Origin of the sequence: Microvirga sp. CF3016 (assembly GCF_036314085.1) — a bacterium.
Taxonomy (GTDB): domain Bacteria; phylum Pseudomonadota; class Alphaproteobacteria; order Rhizobiales; family Beijerinckiaceae; genus Microvirga.
This window is the reverse complement of sequence record NZ_JAYGGM010000007.1, coordinates 26,485-43,639: the sequence shown is the minus strand read 5'-3', so window position 1 is coordinate 43,639 and position 17,155 is coordinate 26,485. Positions and strand designations below refer to the sequence as shown.

Here is a 17,155-nt window from a genome sequence, read left to right as displayed (position 1 = left end):
CTGAAAGGACAAACGTCGAGACCGTTCAGGGTTGCCCCAACGGCCCAGGTCGACCATATCGGGGGGATCCCACCCCGAAACATCGCCACGGCCCAAGGAGAGCAGATGCCGCATCACACGCCGCTGATTTCAACCATCGTCGTCGGCCTTGTGTTGGCATTTGCTCTCGGCGCTGTCGCGCACCGCTTCCGCCTCTCCCCGCTCATCGGCTATCTGCTCGCCGGCGTTCTTGCCGGTCCCTTCACGCCCGGCTATGTGGCGGACCAGGGGCTCGCCAACCAGCTCGCCGAGATCGGCGTGATCCTGCTGATGTTCGGCGTCGGCCTCCACTTCTCCCTGAAGGACCTCCTGTCCGTGAAGGCCATCGCGATCCCTGGCGCCGTGGTCCAGATCGCGAGCGCCACGGTTCTCGGCATGGGGCTTGCCTGGCTCATGGGCTGGAGCATCGGCGGCGGTCTGGTCTTCGGCCTGGCGCTCTCCGTCGCCAGTACCGTCGTGCTGCTGCGCGCCCTGCAGGAGCGCCGGCTCGTCGAGACCGAGCGCGGCCATATTGCGGTCGGGTGGCTGATCGTCGAGGACCTGGCCATGGTCCTGACGCTCGTGCTGTTGCCTGCTTTCGCGCAAGCCGCGTCCAGCGCCTCGGCTGATCTCGAATCCATCGTGATTTCGCTCGGCGTCACGCTCGGCAAGGTCATCGCCTTCGTGGCAATCATGCTCATCGTCGGGCGCCGGGTGATCCCGTGGATCCTCCACTACGTGGCCCATACGGGCTCCCGCGAGCTATTTCGCCTCGCCGTCCTCGCCATCGCGCTCGGCGCTGCCTTCGGGGCAGCGGAGCTGTTCGGCGTGTCCTTCGCCCTCGGAGCCTTCTTCGCCGGCATGGTCCTGAGCGAATCCGAACTCAGCCATCAAGCGGCCTCGGAAACCCTGCCCCTGCGTGACGCCTTCGCGGTGCTGTTCTTCGTCTCTGTCGGCATGCTGTTCGACCCGATGATCCTCGTCAACGACTTCGGCCCGGTTCTTGCGACCTTCCTGATCATCGTGGTCGGCAAGTCGCTCGCTGCCTTTGCCATCGTCAGGCTCTTCCGCCATCCGAACGCGACCGCCCTGACCATTGCGGCAAGCCTCGCCCAGATCGGCGAGTTCTCCTTCATCCTCGCCGGGCTCGGAGTCGATCTGCAGCTGCTGCCGGAGAAGGGCCGGGATCTGATCCTGGCGGGCGCGATCCTTTCGATCTTGGTCAATCCCTTCCTGTTCACCCTGCTGGACCGCTGGTTCGCGAAGCGGGAGACCGCAGGGGCCAAGGCAAAGGCAGAAGCCGTGGCAGCCGAAGAAGAAGCGCTGGCCGCCGAGAAAGCGGCCGCTGCAGCCGCGCGGGAGCCGCTTCCGGTCACATCTCTCACTGATCACGTGGTTCTCGTCGGCCATGGCCGGGTCGGCAAGTACATCAGCCGCAAGATGGCGTCGGTCGGAGCGCCCCTCCTCGTGATCGAGACCAACAAGGAGCAGGTCGCCGACCTACTCAAGGATGGCCGGGCGGTCGTCATCGGCAATGCCGCCGATCCAGAGGTGGCCGCGGCCGCCAACGTCAAGGAAGCCCGCTGTCTTCTGGTGGCGATCCCGGATGCCTTCGAGAGCGGCCAGGTCGTCGAACAAGCCCGGACGATCAATCCGGACCTGCCCATCATCGTGCGCGTGCATTCCCCAGCACAGGAAGAGCATGTGGAAAAGTACGGAGCAACGAAGGTCGTGATGGGAGAGCAGGAGATCGCACGGGCGATGTTCGCCGCCGTGCCTGACGCCCCTCGCGAACCCGTGCTGTCTTCCGTGGAAGAGGCGGACGAGCTCGCTGAGGATGGTCAGGACGAGGGCGGGCCGGTGGATCGACACGGCGATTCTGACGAGACCGCACCGCAGGGAAAGTCCCTGCACCAGCCTGCGGATCATCCGGAACGTTAAGCGCCACAGGAATCGGGCGCAGGAAACGGGTCGGAAGCCGCACCGCGATTTGAGATCCCAATCCCGGGCATCAGGCTCAAGAAGGAAAGGGATTTTCTGTGACCACGCTCATGAACAAGACCGCGATCGTGACCGGCGCAAGCTCTGGGATCGGCCTCGCCACAGCCAGGTTGTTCGCGCAGGAAGGCGCCAACGTCGTCGTCACGGCACGCCGCTCCGATGCGCTGAATGCGTTCGTCGCCGAAATCGAAAGGGCCGGCGGCCGTGCCGTTGCGGTTGCCGGCGACATCAGGGACGAGGGTTTGGCTCAAACCCTCGTCGACACCGCGATCGGCCGTTTCGGCGGGCTTGACATTGCGTTCAACAATGCGGGCACGAACGGCGAGATGGGTCCGACGCCAGGTCTGTCGCTCAAAGGCTGGAACGACACGCTGGCGACCAATCTGACGGCGGCCTTCCTGGGGGCGAAATACCAGATCCCGGCCATGCTCGACCGGGGCGGAGGCTCCCTGATCTTCACGTCCACCTTCGTGGGCTACACGGCTGGCATGCCGGGCGTGGCCGCCTATGCGGCCAGCAAGTCCGGGTTGATCGGGCTCACGCAAGCGCTGGCAACCGAGTTCGGGCCGAAGGGCATCCGCGTCAACGCCCTGCTGCCGGGAGGCACGGATACACCACTGGCGGAGGCCTGGGTCAGCACGCCCGAGGCATTGGCCTTCGTCGAAGGCCTGCATGCTCTGAAGCGAAGGGCCCGTCCGGAGGAGATCGCCCGGTCGGCCCTCTATCTGGCCTCGGATGCCTCGAGCTTCACCACGGGCACGGCTCTCCTCGTCGACGGAGGCGTTTCCGTCAACCGAACGTGAGGGCTCTACGTTATTCCGGGCCGCGTCGCGGAGCCCGGAATGACGGCAGTCTTCAAACGAAAAATGGCCGGGACAAGCCCGGCCATGATGCGACGCGGAACGTCAGGCCTCGAATGCTACCACATGTCGAGCGCGACGCGGGCCTCGTCGGACATGCGGCTCTGGTCCCACGGCGGGTCGAAGACCATGCTGACCTTGACGCTCTGGACGCCCTGGACCGTAGCGACGGCGTTTTCCACCCAGCCGGGCATCTCGCCGGCGACCGGGCAGCCGGGGGCCGTCAGGGTCATGTCGATGGCGACGTTGCGGTCGTCGTCGATGTCGACCCGGTAGATCAGACCGAGCTCGTAGATGTCGGCCGGGATCTCGGGATCATAGACGGTCTTGAGCGCCGCGACGATGTCGTCCGTCATACGATCGAGCTCTTCCGGCGGGATCCCTGAGCCCGGGGACACCTGCGGCGTGTTGGTTGGAGATAGATCGTTCACAGGTCAATCCTCAAGCAAACAGGGCTTCCGCCTTCTGCAAGGCGTCCGCCAGCTTATCGACTTCTTGCATGGTGTTGTAGAGGCCAAACGAGGCGCGGCAGGTCGAGGTCGCGCCGAAACGCTCCAGGAGCGGCATGGCGCAGTGGGTGCCGGCCCGGACGGCAACGCCCTGCCTGTCGATGACCGTCGCAACGTCGTGGGCGTGCGCGTTCTTCATCTCGAAGGCCAGGATCGCGCCCTTGCCCTTGGCGCGGCCGATGATCCGGACCGAGTTCATGGCGCCGAGGCGCTCGTGGGCATAGGCCGAGAGCGCCGCCTCGTGCGCCTGGATGTTCTCCCGCCCGAGCTGCATCATGAAGCGCAGGGCCGCATCGAGCCCGATGGCCTCGATGATCGGGGGCGTTCCCGCCTCGAACCGGTGCGGCGGGTCGTTGTAGGTGATCGCGTCCTGGCGCACCTCGCGGATCATCTCGCCGCCGCCCGAGTAAGGCGGCATCTTCGCGAGCCACTCGCGCTTGCCGTAGAGAACGCCGATGCCCGTCGGACCGTAGACCTTGTGTCCGGTGAAGACATAGAAATCCGCATCGAGATCGCGCACGTCGACCTGCAGATGTACGGCGCCCTGGGCCCCGTCGATCAGAACGGGAACCCCGTGCGAATGGGCGATGCGGATGATCTCCTTCGCGGGCGTCACCGTGCCGAGCACGTTCGACATATGGGTTATCGCCACGATCTTGGTGCGCGGCGTAAAGAGCTTCTCGAACTCCTCGACGAGGAAATTGCCCTCGTCGTCCACCGGCGCCCACTTGATCACCGCCCCCTTCCGCTCGCGCAGGAAGTGCCAGGGCACGATGTTGGAATGGTGCTCCATGATGGAGAGGATGATCTCGTCCCCCTCCCCGATCCCCATGCGACCGAAGGAATCCGCCACGAGGTTGTAGGCTTCCGTGGCCGACTTAGTGAAGACGATCTCGTCGATGGATCCGGCGTTGAGGAACTCCCGCACGGTTTCCCGCGCGCGCTCGAAGCCCTCGGTCGCCACATTCGCCATGTGGTGCAGGCCGCGATGCACGTTGGCGTAGCCGGTCTGCATGGTATTGACCATGGCGTCGATCACGGCGCGCGGCTTCTGGGCCGAGGCGGCATTGTCGAGGTAGACCAGCGGCTTGCCATAGACCTGTTGCGCCAGGATCGGAAACTCCGCCCGGATCGCTTCGACGTCGTATGGCTTCATCTGCATGTTCATCGGCCTGACCGTTCTTTCACCGTCATGGCCGGGCTCGGCCCGGCCATCCACGTCTTCCCACGTCGGCGCGAAGCAAAGACGTGGATGCCCGGCACGAGGCCGGGCATGACGAGGAGGGTTATGCTCGCGCCTTCAGCCAGCCCTCGACCGTCTCGACGAGCGCCTCGCGGACGGTCTCGTTCTCGACGAATTCCAGGGACTCGCCCAGGAAGGCCTGAACCAGGAGGCTTTCGGCCTGCTTCTTCGGCAGACCGCGGGCCATGAGGTAGAACAGGAGATCCTCGTCGAGCTGACCGCAGGTGGCGCCGTGGGCGCACTGCACGTCGTCGGCGAAGATTTCGAGTTCCGGCTTGTTGTTCATGGAACCACCCTCCTCGAGGAGGAGCGCCGCCGACATCATGCGTCCGTCGGTCTTCTGGGCGTGATGCGGAACGATGATCTTGCCCTGGAAGACGCCGGTCGCCTCGTTGTCGATGACGGTCTTGAACAGCTCACGGCTCTCGCAATGAGGAGCGCCGTGCTCGACCACGAGAGTCGAGTCGCCGTGCTGGGTGCCCTTGAGCATCGTCGCACCGTTGACGCGAAGATTCGTGTTCTCGCCGTCGAGAACGGCAAAAACCTGGTGCCGTGAGGTCGCAGCGCCTGCCACCACGTTGATGCTGTTGAACACCGCCTCGCCGCCGATTCTGGCGGCCAGGGTGGACAGAGCCAGCGCCTTTTCGCCCTCGGCATTGACGCGCACGTGCTGCACGTTGGTGCGGTCCCCGGCGATCATTTCCACCACGTCGTTCGGCTGGTGGTTTGCGCCGTCGGTGCTCTCGTGCGTTTCGAGCAGGGTCACGGATGCACCCTCCTCCACGACCACGAGAACGCGGGTCGCACTGGCAACGGCGGATGCCGAAGACGTGACGAAGCGCAGATGGACCGGGGTCTCGACCGGGCCAGCCACACGGATCAGAACGCCGTCAGCCATGAACGACGTGTTGAGCTGGTAGACCGGATTGTCGTTCGCCCACGGAACGGGGCTCAGCTTCGCGAGCCATTCGTGGCCGTTCGCCAGAGCTTCCGCCAGCGGCACGATTTCGACATTCTCCGGAAGAGCATGGAAATCGACCGCCTCGCGCACGAAATGGCCGTTCACGAACGGCACCTGGAGCGCCTCGATTCCGGCGAGCACCCTGGCGCCAGCCAGAGCGGCCCGGGCCTCATCGGCCGAAGGGGTGGCGGCGAAAGGAGCAACCTCGCGCAGGAGAGCGCGCAGGTCAGTGTACTTGAACTCCTCGACCCGGCGGTGCGGGAGGCCCCTCTGGGTGAAAAGCTCGAAGGCCTGAGCACGCGACTCCCCGTTTCCGGGCAACGCTGTCTTCGCGCTCTCGAAGGCCTGCACCAGCGCGGTTTCCGCCGGCGTCTTCATCAGGGTAACGTCAGCCATGTTACGCGGCCTCGCTTTCGCGGTAGTCGGCGTAGCCGTTCGCCTCAAGTTCGAGCGCCAGCTCCTTGCCGCCCGACTTCACGATGCGGCCGCCATGCATCACGTGCACGCTGTCCGGCACGATGTGGTTTAGGAGGCGCTGGTAGTGCGTGATGACGAGGAAGGCGCGGTCGGGCGAGCGGAGCGCATTCACACCCTCGGAAACGACGCGCAGCGCGTCGATGTCGAGGCCGGAATCCGTCTCGTCCAGGATGCAGAAGGACGGCTGGAGCAGCGCCATCTGCAGGATTTCCATGCGCTTCTTCTCGCCGCCGGAGAAGCCGACGTTCAGCGCGCGCTTGAGCATGTCCTTCGGAATCTCGAGCTGCTGGGCGGCGGCGTTCACGCGCTTGATGAAATCGGGCGTGGTCAGCTCATCCTCGCCGCGCGCCTTGCGCTGGGCGTTGAGGGTGGCTTTCAGGAACGTCATCGAGGCGACGCCGGGGATTTCCAGCGGATACTGGAAGGCCAGGAACACGCCGGCGGAGGCGCGCTGATCCGGCTCCATCTCGAGCAGGTTCTGGCCGTCGAGCAGGATTTCGCCGTCGAGGACCTCGTAGTCCTCCTTTCCGGCGATCACATAGGACAGGGTCGACTTGCCCGAGCCGTTCGGCCCCATGATGGCGGCCACCTCGCCCTTGTTCACGGTGAGATTGAGGCCATTGAGAATGCGCTTGTCATCGATCTGGACAACGAGGTTCTTGATTTCGAGCATTGTAGTTTTCCTAAAACCCTCATCCTGAGGAGCGCTCTCTGCGCGCGTCTCGAAGGATGATTTCAGCGTGACGCCCCTCGTCCTTCGAGACGCCGCCTTCGGCGGCTCCTCAGGATGAGGGGCTATGTTTCGATTAACCCACCGAGCCTTCGAGCGAGATCGAGATCAGCTTCTGCGCCTCGACCGCGAACTCCATGGGGAGCTGCTGCAGGACGTCCTTCACGAAGCCGTTCACGATGAGCGCCGTCGCCTCTTCTTCCGAGAGGCCGCGCTGCTGGCAGTAGAACATCTGATCCTCGGAGATCTTCGATGTGGTCGCCTCGTGCTCGAACACGGCGGTCGCGTTCTTCGACTCGATGTAGGGCACCGTGTGCGCTCCGCACTGGTTGCCGATGAGGAGCGAGTCGCAGTTCGTGAAGTTGCGCGCGCCGGTCGCCTTGCGATGGGCGGACACGAGACCGCGATAGGTGTTCTCGGACTTGCCCGCCGCGATGCCCTTCGAGATGATCCGGCTCGTGGTGTTCTTGCCCAGATGGATCATCTTGGTGCCGGAATCGACCTGCTGCATGCCGTTGGACACCGCGATCGAGTAGAACTCGCCCCGGGAGTTGTCGCCGCGCAGGATGCAGGACGGGTACTTCCAGGTGATGGCGGAGCCCGTCTCGACCTGGGTCCAGGTGATGACCGCGTTCTTGCCGCGGCAATCGCCGCGCTTGGTCACGAAGTTGTAGATGCCGCCCCGGCCCTCGGCATCGCCCGGATACCAGTTCTGGACCGTGGAATACTTGATCTCGGCATCGTCGAGGGCGATCAGCTCAACGACCGCCGCATGAAGCTGGTTCTCGTCGCGCTTGGGCGCCGTGCAGCCCTCGAGATACGACACGTAGGAGCCCTTGTCGGCGATGATCAGCGTCCGCTCGAACTGGCCGGTGTTCTTCTCGTTGATGCGGAAATAGGTCGACAGCTCCATCGGGCAGCGCACGCCCGGCGGGATGTAGACGAACGAACCGTCCGTGAAAACGGCCGAGTTCAAGGTTGCGAAGAAGTTGTCCGTTACCGGCACGACCGAGCCGAGATACTGGCGCACGAGATCGGGATATTCCCGGATTGCCTCGGAGATCGGCATGAAGATCACGCCCGCCTTGGCAAGCTCTTCCTTGAAGGTCGTGGCGACAGAGACGGAATCGAACACCGCGTCCACGGCAACCCGGCGCTCCGGCTCGATGCCGGCCAGGATCTCCTGCTCGCGCAGCGGGATGCCGAGCTTCTCATAGGTCTTGAGAATCTCAGGGTCCACTTCGTCGAGGGACTTCGGCGCCGGGTTCTTCTTCGGCGCAGCATAGTAGTAGATGTCGTTGTAGTCGATTTTATCGTACGACACGCGCGCCCAGTTCGGCTCCTTCATGGTGAGCCAGCGCTTATAGGCATCGAGACGCCACTGGAGCATCCACTCCGGCTCGCCCTTCTTGCCCGAGATGAAGCGGATCACGTCCTCGTTGAGGCCCTTCGGCGCCTTTTCCATCTCGACTTCGGTCTCGAAGCCGTATTTGTACTGATCGACGTCGATCAAACGGACCTGATCGATCGTTTCCTGCACTGCAGGCATCTGTCTCTCCCACCGCTCACGGCTTCAAGAGCCGCGGGTTGATGACCTGGAATGCGAACCGGCCTTGTCAGGCCGCGCTCGCCTTCCGCTTATATAAGGTGCCGACCACCCTTTCGCACGCCACCGCGAAGCGGATCACGTCCTCATGTGTGGTCGACCACCCCAAACTCACACGCAAAACGCCCTCAGCCAGGGCGGGCTCGACGCCCATGGCGTCGAGCACATGCGATCGCTTGACCTTTCCGGACGAGCAGGCCGCACCGGAGGACAGGGCCACCCCTTCGAGATCGAAAGCGATCAATGCCGTTTCGGCCTTGAGGCCGGGTATGGCAAAGGCGAAGGTATTAGGCAACCGCTCAGCGTCGGAAGCCACAACAAGCGCTTCGGGGGCGATCCGGCGCACCTGCGCCTCGGCCTCGTCCCGCAAGCCCCGAAGCCGCCCGGCTTCCTGCTCCAGGCTCGACAACGCCAGCTCGGCCGCAGCACCGAATCCGGCAATGGCCGCCACATTCTCGGTACCGGCCCTGAAACCCTTCTCCTGGCCCCCGCCCCGGATCAGCCTCTCGGCGACCTCGAACTGGTCGGAGGCGAGAATCACGGCTCCGATTCCTTTGGGTCCGCCGATCTTGTGGGCGGACAGCGTCAGCACATCGACGCCGAGTCCGGCAATGTCGACCGGGACCTTACCCGCCGCCTGGACCGCATCGGTGTGGATCAGTCCGCCATGCGCGTGAACCAACCGGGCCGCCTCGGCCACAGGCTGCAGCACGCCGGTCTCGTTGTTGGCGAGCTGGACGGAGACCAGAACCCGCTCATTGCCTGCCTTCTCCAGGTGGGCGTTGAGCCAGGCGAGATCAAGGATACCGCGATCATCAACAGGAATGATTTCGACGGCTTCGCCGGGGAAGCGATGGCCGTTGAGGACGCACGGGTGCTCGACCGCGCCGACCAGAAGCTTCGTCGCCCCTGTCTGCCCCAGCCGGCGGAAGCCCGGGCTGAGGACGAGGTTGGCCGCTTCGGTCCCGCCGCTCGTAAAAATGACGTTCTTCGCCCTGGCGTCGACGAGACGGGCCACCTTCTCGCGGGCCTTCTCGATCTCAGCTCGCGCAGTGCGGCCCTCCGCATGGACGGACGAAGCATTTCCGGGAAGCTGGAGCGCATGCAGGACCACCTGGGCCACCTCCGGCCGCAGGAGCGAGGTCGCGTTATGGTCCAGATATGTGCGCTGGCCGGGAGCCATAGCTGCTTGGAGCCTCACGAAATTCTTGCAATCGACCCTGGTTGCCGTGCTAAAGCACCCCAACCACATCTGTCCCATGTTTCTCCCCATGGCCGTCGCCGCACGGATTTATGAAACATTGGAACATTTTAGAATAGTTCTAAGGGTTCTTTTATGAGGAACCGCGGCCTGGAGTCAAGGTCGCTCGATGTTTTCCCCCTCCCGATGGAGGGGCGCTCAAGAGGTTCGCGTATATGCCTGAAGTCATCTTCACGGGTCCTGCCGGTCGCATCGAGGGACGCTACCAGCCTGCCAAGGAGAAGGGCGCCCCCATCGCCATCATCCTGCACCCGCACCCGCAGTTCGGCGGGACGATGAACAACCAGATCGTCTACAACCTGTACTACGACTTTGTGAAGCGCGGCTTCTCCGTCCTGCGCTTCAACTTCCGCGGCGTCGGCCGCAGCCAGGGTGCCTTCGATCATGGCCAGGGCGAACTCTCAGACGCCGCCGCGGCCCTGGACTGGGCGCAGTCCATGAACCCGGACGCCCGCGCCTGCTGGATCGCCGGCGTCTCCTTCGGCGCCTGGATCGGCATGCAGCTCCTGATGCGCCGCCCGGAGATCGAGGGCTTCATCTCGATCGCCGCCATGGCGAACCGCTACGACTTCTCCTTCCTCGCCCCCTGCCCGTCCTCCGGCCTGTTCGTGCACGGTTCGGAAGACCGGGTCGCCCCGGTGAAGGACGTGGTCAGCGTCATCGAGAAGGTGAAGACCCAGAAGGGCGTGAAGCTCGAACACGCCGTGATCGACGGCGCCAACCACTTCTTCGACGGCCGGGTCGAGGAGCTTATGGTCGCGGTGGACGAGTACCTGAACAAGCGCTTGGGAACGACCGAAGAAGCGGCTTAGAGCCGATCACAACACGATGCGGTCAATGGGCGGGCTTTGGGCCCGCCCATTGTTTTTGGCAATGCGGCTCTCCGCTGCCTGCAGCCGAGAGCGACTGCGTTACTTCGAGGCTCACACGACGAGGAAGTGCGAGGCGTTGAGTGCAGTTCCGGCCGTGACGGCCGCGAACTTGATCGCCGCTACGCCGCCCGAGCCATCGACGTCGTAGAACAACCCTCCGGTGGATTGATCGTACAGGATGTGGTGATCGAAACTCGTGACCGGGCCTGCGCTGAAATAGACGCTTGAGAGCGTCCCCGAACCTATATCCATGAAGACGGTGCGGCTGAGCACAATGCGATCACCATCGACGACGGAGAAGTCCTGGATCGTATCCACATTGCCGCCCCCGAGCGCGCTCGAGAACTTGAACTGATCCGCCCCCGCGCCGCCGTTCAGGATGTCGCCACCGAAGCCGCCGTCGAGCCAGTCGTTGCCGGCGCCCCCGAACAGGCAATCGCCTCCGTTCTTGCCGTAAAGCCAGTCGCTGCCGCCCTCGCCGTACAGCTGCACGCCCTGGCCGTTGCCGCGATCGATCCCGGTGAGCCGGTCGTCGAAGTTCGAGCCCTGCAGCACCTCGACGCCGCTGATCACGTCACCCGCCGCCGCGCCGCCATTGGCATTGCCGGTCAGATCCACCGTCACGCCGCTGGTGGCGCCCAGATACGACACCGTGTCCCAATCCGCCCCGCCGTCGAGCAGGTCGGCACCGTCGCCGCCGCTGAGCCAGTCGTTGCCGGCCCCGCCATAGATGCTGTCGTTGCCGTCGCCGCCGTGCACGGCATCGTGGCCGGTCCAGCCGTGGATCGTGTCGGCCCCGTCGCGGCCGTCGAACCAGTCGTCGCCCTCGCCGCCGAACAGCCCCTCCTGGCCGGCCGAGCCGATCAGGGTGTCGTTGCCGCCGTCGGCGTGCAGATCGGTGCCGAGCCCGTTGCCGCGCTCGCGGGCGACGAGCCGGTCGGCGAAGTTGGTGGCCTGCACCGACTCGACGTTGACGATGGTCACGCCGGCCGCGTACCCGCCATGCTGGTTGGTGACGAGATCGACCGTGACGCCGCTGGTGGCGCCGGCGAACGTCACCCCGTCATAGCCGTCGCCGCCGTCGAGGACGTCCGCCCCGCCGCCGCCGTTGAGCATGTCGGTGTCGGCGCCGCCACTCAGCACATCGGCCCCTGCGCCGCCGTTGAGACTGTCGCTGCCAGAGCCGCCATTAAGGCGGTCGTTGCCCTCGCCGCCAGTCAGAGCATCGGCGCCGCCGTTGCCGTTGAGTACATTGTCCGCGACATTGCCCTTGATGCTGTCATTGCCCGATCCGCCGTTGGCATTCTCAATCAACGAGCGCGGATCGCCGCGGTATTGGAAGGCGTTGTAGACGTTGCCGTTCACGAAGGTCTTGGAGGTCTTCATCCCGAGCTGGGTCTGAGAGAACTTGCTGTAGCCGCCGGGCGCGAGGTCGATCGTTTGGTCACCGGAGTAATTCGAGAGATCGTAGGTGTCGTTTCCGCCACCGTCCCAGATCGTCATGAAAATCTTGTTGGTGACGGGCGCACCCTGCCTAATGCCGTTGACGAATGCCTCGCCGGTTTCCGGTGACCATGTATAGACGCTGTTTCCGCTATTGGTCACAAAATCGGCGCCGTAAAGTACCTGCAGGGCAGCGATATCGTATTGCATGAATGTCTGGGGTTTGTCCCACAGATAGCCGTAGGACATGACCGTGTACTCCGGCGAATCGTGTACGCTGCTCATCGTGGGCAGCGAACCGCCCGAATCGTGAGGGTGCTTGAGACCGAGAGAGTGGCCAAGCTCATGCAGCACGACCATGTAGCTGTAGGTCCCCGGTAAACCCGCTTTGCTTTCCAGCCAGACGTCCCCGCCATAGATCGGAACGCCCGGATAATAACCGTGGCTGCGATTGATAACGCTGTTCGGATTGAACCCCGCGATTTGAAGGGTTCCGCCGTTGCGACCGGCATAAGACAGCGAGAGATTGGTCACACCCTCAACGGACGAGAGGCCCATCTTCGGTCCGCCATGATAGGGGCTGTACCCTTCGAGGGCATAACGAACCGCCTGCTCGGTGTCGAAGGCCAGGGGCCGATAACCGTTCGCACTCGGATTGCTCCATTGATAGTCGAGACGAGAATCCGGCAAGCTGTAGGTAATCGAAGTGCCGTTCCACTGGGACCCGGACAGAAGTGCGAGAACGTCGCCGTCGATCCCTTTGGGAACGTTGAATCGGACACCCGACATCGCATATGGGGCCACGCTCGCGAGGGTCGAGAAAAGTCCGATCGGGGCTCTGGAAACATTGTCCGACACCCAGTTGTAGACCGTGTTGTAGAGATCCCCGACCTTGCCCGTAGCCCAGTCCCATGCATCGCTCCAGGGCGATCCAGCCGCCATGGCAGCATAATCGTCGTAGAGCCCTGCCGCGGAAGCATTCGGGCCCTCCACGGCAGTTGCCTGCCGTATCCATTGCAGGGCCCTGACTTCATCGGATCTATGATCGAAATTCGACCAGGACGTGGATGTTCCTCGAGTAAGGCAAGCGTAGCACATGGTCGCCCTCATTTCTTAATGAAATGTAATTACATTGTTTACCTCCGAACCATTGCTGTCAAGCTTTCCTCTTACGTTGCATATTCTGCGATTTACTTCACTTCTGGTTGCGCTTTTTCGAGGGTGAAGTGATCGCGTAAACCTGAAAGAGGCTTCCCCTGACACCGACACAGCAAGATTGAGACAAACGATGAACGCCTCGAAATCGAATTCCTGAAGGCGCTCACCAAGCAGGGGCTTTATCCACCAGATCTCCGATTTTGAGGGCCTCGACGCCGCAGCCTGACAGGGCCCCACCCATGCCGTCGAACCTGTTCAGACCTGGGAGCGACGCTGGAATGCAAAAGGCGCGGCGGTTGCCGCGCCTTCTGGTCTTGGTCTCCAAGCCGGGATCGCCGGCGGATGCTGTGCTTACCAGATCAGGAAGTCCGTGTTGTTCAGCTGGGCGTGGTTGGCGATGACGGCGAACTTGACCTGCGCCGCCCCGCCCACTCCGTCAGCGTCGTAGAACAGCTCACCCGTTGCCTGGTTGTACACGATCCGGTGCGCCGCCGTGGTCGCCGCCGCCCCGAGCTTGAACGCCGTGCCGGTCACGGAGGAGCCGGGGATCTTGAACACCGCATAGTCGAGCGCGATCGTGTCGGCATAGGGGTCAAAGTCCTGGATCGTGTCCACATTGCCGCCGAGCGCCGTCGAGAAGGCAAAGTAGTCCAACCCGGCGCCGCCGTTCAGGATGTCGTTGCCGCCGCCGCCGTCGAGCCAGTCGCCGCCCGTGCCGCCCGACAGGTAATCGCCCCCGCCCCGGCCGTAGAGCCAGTCGATGCCACCCTCGCCGTAGAGCTGCACCCCGACATTGTTGCCCAGATCGATCCCGGTGAGCCGGTCGTCGAAGTTCGAGCCCTGCAGCACCTCGACGCCGCTGATCACGTCACCCGCCGCCGCGCCGCCATTGGCATTGCCGGTCAGATCCACCGTCACGCCGCTGGTGGCGCCCAGATACGACACCGTGTCCCAATCCGCCCCGCCGTCGAGCAGGTCGGCACCGTCGCCGCCGCTGAGCCAGTCGTTGCCGGCCCCGCCATAGATGCTGTCGTTGCCGTCGCCGCCGTGCACGGCATCGTGGCCGGTCCAGCCGTGGATCGTGTCGGCCCCGTCGCGGCCGTCGAACCAGTCGTCGCCCTCGCCGCCGAACAGCCCCTCCTGGCCGGCCGAGCCGATCAGGGTGTCGTTGCCGCCGTCGGCGTGCAGATCGGTGCCGAGCCCGTTGCCGCGCTCGCGGGCGACGAGCCGGTCGGCGAAGTTGGTGGCCTGCACCGACTCGACGTTGACGATGGTCACGCCGGCCGCGTACCCGCCATGCTGGTTGGTGACGAGATCGACCGTGACGCCGCTGGTGGCGCCGGCGAACGTCACCCCGTCATAGCCGTCGCCGCCGTCGAGGACGTCCGCCCCGCCGCCGCCGTTGAGCATGTCGGTGTCGGCGCCGCCACTCAGCACATCGGCCCCTGCGCCGCCGTTGAGACTGTCGCTGCCCGAACCGCCGTCGAGAACGTCGGCACCGCTAGCGCCCGCGAGCAAGTCGTGGCCGTTGCCGCCGAAAACGATGCCCGCGCCAGCGATCGAGTCATTTCCGGAACTGCCTAAGGTCGCCGTCACCACGAGGCTTTGAGTCTCGTTGACTCGAATGATGAGCACACCCTTCTCGACACCGTCGGGGGTGCAAACATCGCCTTCATCGTCACCGTCATCCTGATTGATGAAATCCGGATTGCACTCGATCGGAGGATCGACAGAGCCATCATCATTAACAATTGACGGATAAAGGGATGGCCAACCGTAGACAGCATCCGGGCCTTCCCAGGGATGTCCGTGAACGATGCTGTAGTGATATCCCCACGCATCGATGAAGTACGGTCTCCAGGCGGTACCATCATTGTAGAAGAGTTCGAATGGCTTTGGCGGCTGAAAGTTATTGTCGTCGTCCCAACGAGGATAATAGGGATTGGAGTTGTTGGGATCATACTGCAAGAAGGGGCCCATATCAGCCGTTCCGTTGGCTGTGGCTATCCCGTTGATCTCTAGCCAAGTATTTCCATTTGGGTCGATCCAGTATGTCCACCCTTCTTCGTCCGTGGCGGTCTCCCATTCTGGGTCGACATAGCCACCGTCAGTTGCTGAGTCGGTTGGTTCTTCGACGCCGTTCGTGATCGGACCGCTTACGAGATAGGTACCGCCATACCCTACGCTACCACTGAAGAACGCTTCTAATGCCTGGTTGATCGAGAATGTCATTCTGCCCCCAGTTATGTGCGGATGCGCCTCTAGCGAGACGCTATTCCGCAGTGCCGCCAAAGCCGCGCATCCTGTGCACAGCCAAGTAATGTTGCATCATAACAGAAGATCGATAATGTGCGCTTCGACACATTCCGTCATTTGCATGATTTTACATGTTCTGATTGCAAATGCCTCGTTTTCCAGAGTACGAAATCTCTGCGAAACAATGGATCGAGAGATCAACGTACTCGCCCGAAGCATGGCCAATACAACTCTTGATCGAACGATGGCAAACCTGCGAGGCTGATTGCCTTTGAAGATGCACCAGCGATGGAGCGGGAATCGAACGGCGCTCACTCGGTGACCTGCAAGTTTGGATTTCTATTGTCGGTCAGTTCCTTCGTGCTATGACGTCCCGGGCTTGACTTGGCGTCCATCGCCAGAGCCGAGCCGCTTCCCATAGGTAACCCAAACGTCCGGATGCGATCACCCGGCCCCGCCGCCGCGTATTCCGCCATCGCATAAAACAAGAGGCTCGCATGAACGCGCCACGTTCCGAATTCCTGAAGGTGCTCACCAATCGGGGGTTCATCCACCAGACCTCCGATTTCGAGGGGATCGACGCGGCGGCCCTCGAGAACCGGCTGACCACCTATGTGGGCTACGACTGCACCGGCCCGTCCTTGCATGTCGGCCACCTGCTCTCGATCATGATGCTGCACTGGCTGCAGAAGACCGGGGCGGGCAAGCCGATCACGCTCATGGGCGGCGGCACGACCCGGGTGGGCGATCCGTCCGGCAAGGACGAGAGCCGCAAGCTCCTGACCGTCGAGCAGATCGAGGCCAACAAGGAGAGCATCAAGACGGTCTTCTCGCGCTTCATCAATTTCGGCGAGGGCAAGGCCGACGCCATGATGGCGGACAACGCCGAGTGGCTGACCAGGCTCAACTACATCGAGTTCCTGCGCGACGTGGGCCGCCACTTCTCGGTCAACCGCATGCTGTCCTTCGACAGCGTGAAGCTGCGCCTCGACCGGGAGCACGAGCTGTCGTTCCTGGAATTCAACTACATGATCCTTCAGGCCTACGACTTCGTGGAGCTCAACAAGCGCTACGGCTGCATCCTGCAGATGGGCGGGTCGGACCAGTGGGGCAACATCGTCAACGGCATCGATCTCGGCCGCCGCCTGGGCACGCCGCAGCTCTATGCAGTCACCTGCCCGCTGCTGACCACCGCCTCCGGGGCCAAGATGGGCAAGACCGCCTCCGGGGCGGTCTGGCTCAACGCCGACATGCTGAGCCCCTACGATTACTGGCAGTTCTGGCGCAACACCGAGGATGCGGATGTCAGCCGCTTCCTGAAGCTCTTCACCATTATGCCGATGGACGAGATCGCCCGGCTGGAAGCCCTCCAGGGCGCCGATATCAACGAGGCGAAGAAGGTTCTCGCGACGGAAGCCACGGCCCTCCTCCACGGCCGCGAGGCGGCGGAATTGGCGGCGGACACCGCGCGCAAGACTTTCGAACAGGGAGCGCTCGCGGAAAGCCTGCCCACGATCGAGATCGCAACCCAGGTGCTCGAGGCAGGCCTCGGCGTGCTCGCGGCCTTCGGGCCCGACTATGCCTCCCTCGTCCCCTCCACCAGCGAGGCGCGCCGGCAGGTGAAGAGCGGCGGCCTGAAGGTGAACGATCAGACCGTCTCGGACGAGCGTGGCACCCTGAGTATGTCGGATCTGACAGCCGAGGGCGTGATCAAGCTGTCCTTCGGCAAGAAGAAGCACGTGCTCCTGCGCGCTGTCTGA

12 protein-coding genes are annotated in these 17,155 nt (G+C 63.5%); 4 read left to right on the top strand and 8 right to left on the bottom strand.

Features of this window, described 5'->3' with window-relative positions; translation table 11 throughout:
- Positions 1-105 precede the first annotated feature (105 nt).
- Both ybaL and VB672_RS11945 read left to right on the top strand, forming a co-directional pair.
- Positions 106-1,959 carry a YbaL family putative K(+) efflux transporter gene (ybaL, locus tag VB672_RS11950; RefSeq protein WP_329784418.1) on the top strand — a complete coding sequence of 618 codons (1,854 nt, stop codon included), beginning with the start codon at positions 106-108 and terminating at the stop codon, positions 1,957-1,959.
- Between the two features lie 110 nt (positions 1,960-2,069).
- Positions 2,070-2,822 carry an SDR family oxidoreductase gene (locus tag VB672_RS11945; protein WP_329784417.1) on the top strand — a complete coding sequence of 251 codons (753 nt, stop codon included), beginning with the start codon at positions 2,070-2,072 and terminating at the stop codon, positions 2,820-2,822.
- Between the two features lie 116 nt (positions 2,823-2,938).
- Here the strand turns inward: VB672_RS11945 and VB672_RS11940 are convergent, their stop codons facing one another.
- The 6 genes from VB672_RS11940 to VB672_RS11915 all read right to left on the bottom strand — a co-directional run bounded on the left by VB672_RS11940 (position 2,939) and on the right by VB672_RS11915 (position 9,588).
- Positions 2,939-3,235: an SUF system Fe-S cluster assembly protein gene (locus tag VB672_RS11940; protein WP_329784632.1), complete on the bottom strand. Its 297-nt coding sequence runs from the start codon at positions 3,233-3,235 to the stop codon at positions 2,939-2,941.
- An 85-nt stretch (positions 3,236-3,320) separates the two neighbouring features.
- Complete coding sequence (locus VB672_RS11935) at positions 3,321-4,550, bottom strand: cysteine desulfurase (protein WP_442932008.1); 1,230 nt, start codon at positions 4,548-4,550, stop codon at positions 3,321-3,323.
- Between the two features lie 124 nt (positions 4,551-4,674).
- Positions 4,675-5,988, bottom strand: coding sequence for a Fe-S cluster assembly protein SufD (sufD, locus tag VB672_RS11930; protein WP_329784415.1), 1,314 nt, complete (start codon positions 5,986-5,988; stop codon positions 4,675-4,677).
- A gap of 1 nt (position 5,989) precedes the next feature.
- Positions 5,990-6,742 carry a Fe-S cluster assembly ATPase SufC gene (sufC, locus tag VB672_RS11925; protein ID WP_329784414.1) on the bottom strand — a complete coding sequence of 251 codons (753 nt, stop codon included), beginning with the start codon at positions 6,740-6,742 and terminating at the stop codon, positions 5,990-5,992.
- 133 nt (positions 6,743-6,875) lie between these two features.
- The gene (gene sufB, locus VB672_RS11920) at positions 6,876-8,348 is read right to left on the bottom strand and encodes a Fe-S cluster assembly protein SufB (RefSeq protein ID WP_329784413.1); all 1,473 of its coding nucleotides are present in this window, start codon (positions 8,346-8,348) and stop codon (positions 6,876-6,878) included.
- Between the two features lie 67 nt (positions 8,349-8,415).
- On the bottom strand, positions 8,416-9,588 hold the full coding sequence (locus VB672_RS11915; protein WP_329784631.1) for a cysteine desulfurase family protein: 1,173 nt from the start codon (positions 9,586-9,588) through the stop codon (positions 8,416-8,418).
- Positions 9,589-9,821: 233 nt separating this feature from the next.
- Here VB672_RS11915 and VB672_RS11910 point away from each other — a divergent pair, with 233 nt between their 5' ends.
- Positions 9,822-10,478 carry an alpha/beta hydrolase gene (locus VB672_RS11910; protein WP_329784412.1) on the top strand — a complete coding sequence of 219 codons (657 nt, stop codon included), beginning with the start codon at positions 9,822-9,824 and terminating at the stop codon, positions 10,476-10,478.
- A 111-nt stretch (positions 10,479-10,589) separates the two neighbouring features.
- On the opposite strand, the gene VB672_RS11905 is transcribed toward VB672_RS11910, so the two are convergent.
- A complete protein-coding gene (locus VB672_RS11905; RefSeq protein WP_329784411.1) occupies positions 10,590-12,974 on the bottom strand; it encodes a M10 family metallopeptidase C-terminal domain-containing protein in 2,385 nt (794 codons plus the stop codon).
- Between the two features lie 516 nt (positions 12,975-13,490).
- Entirely contained in the window at positions 13,491-14,774 is a 1,284-nt protein-coding gene (locus tag VB672_RS11900; RefSeq protein WP_329784410.1) for a calcium-binding protein, read from the bottom strand.
- A gap of 1,118 nt (positions 14,775-15,892) precedes the next feature.
- On the opposite strand from VB672_RS11900, the gene tyrS reads away from it, so the two are divergent.
- Complete coding sequence (gene tyrS, locus VB672_RS11895; protein WP_329784409.1) at positions 15,893-17,155, top strand: tyrosine--tRNA ligase; 1,263 nt, start codon at positions 15,893-15,895, stop codon at positions 17,153-17,155.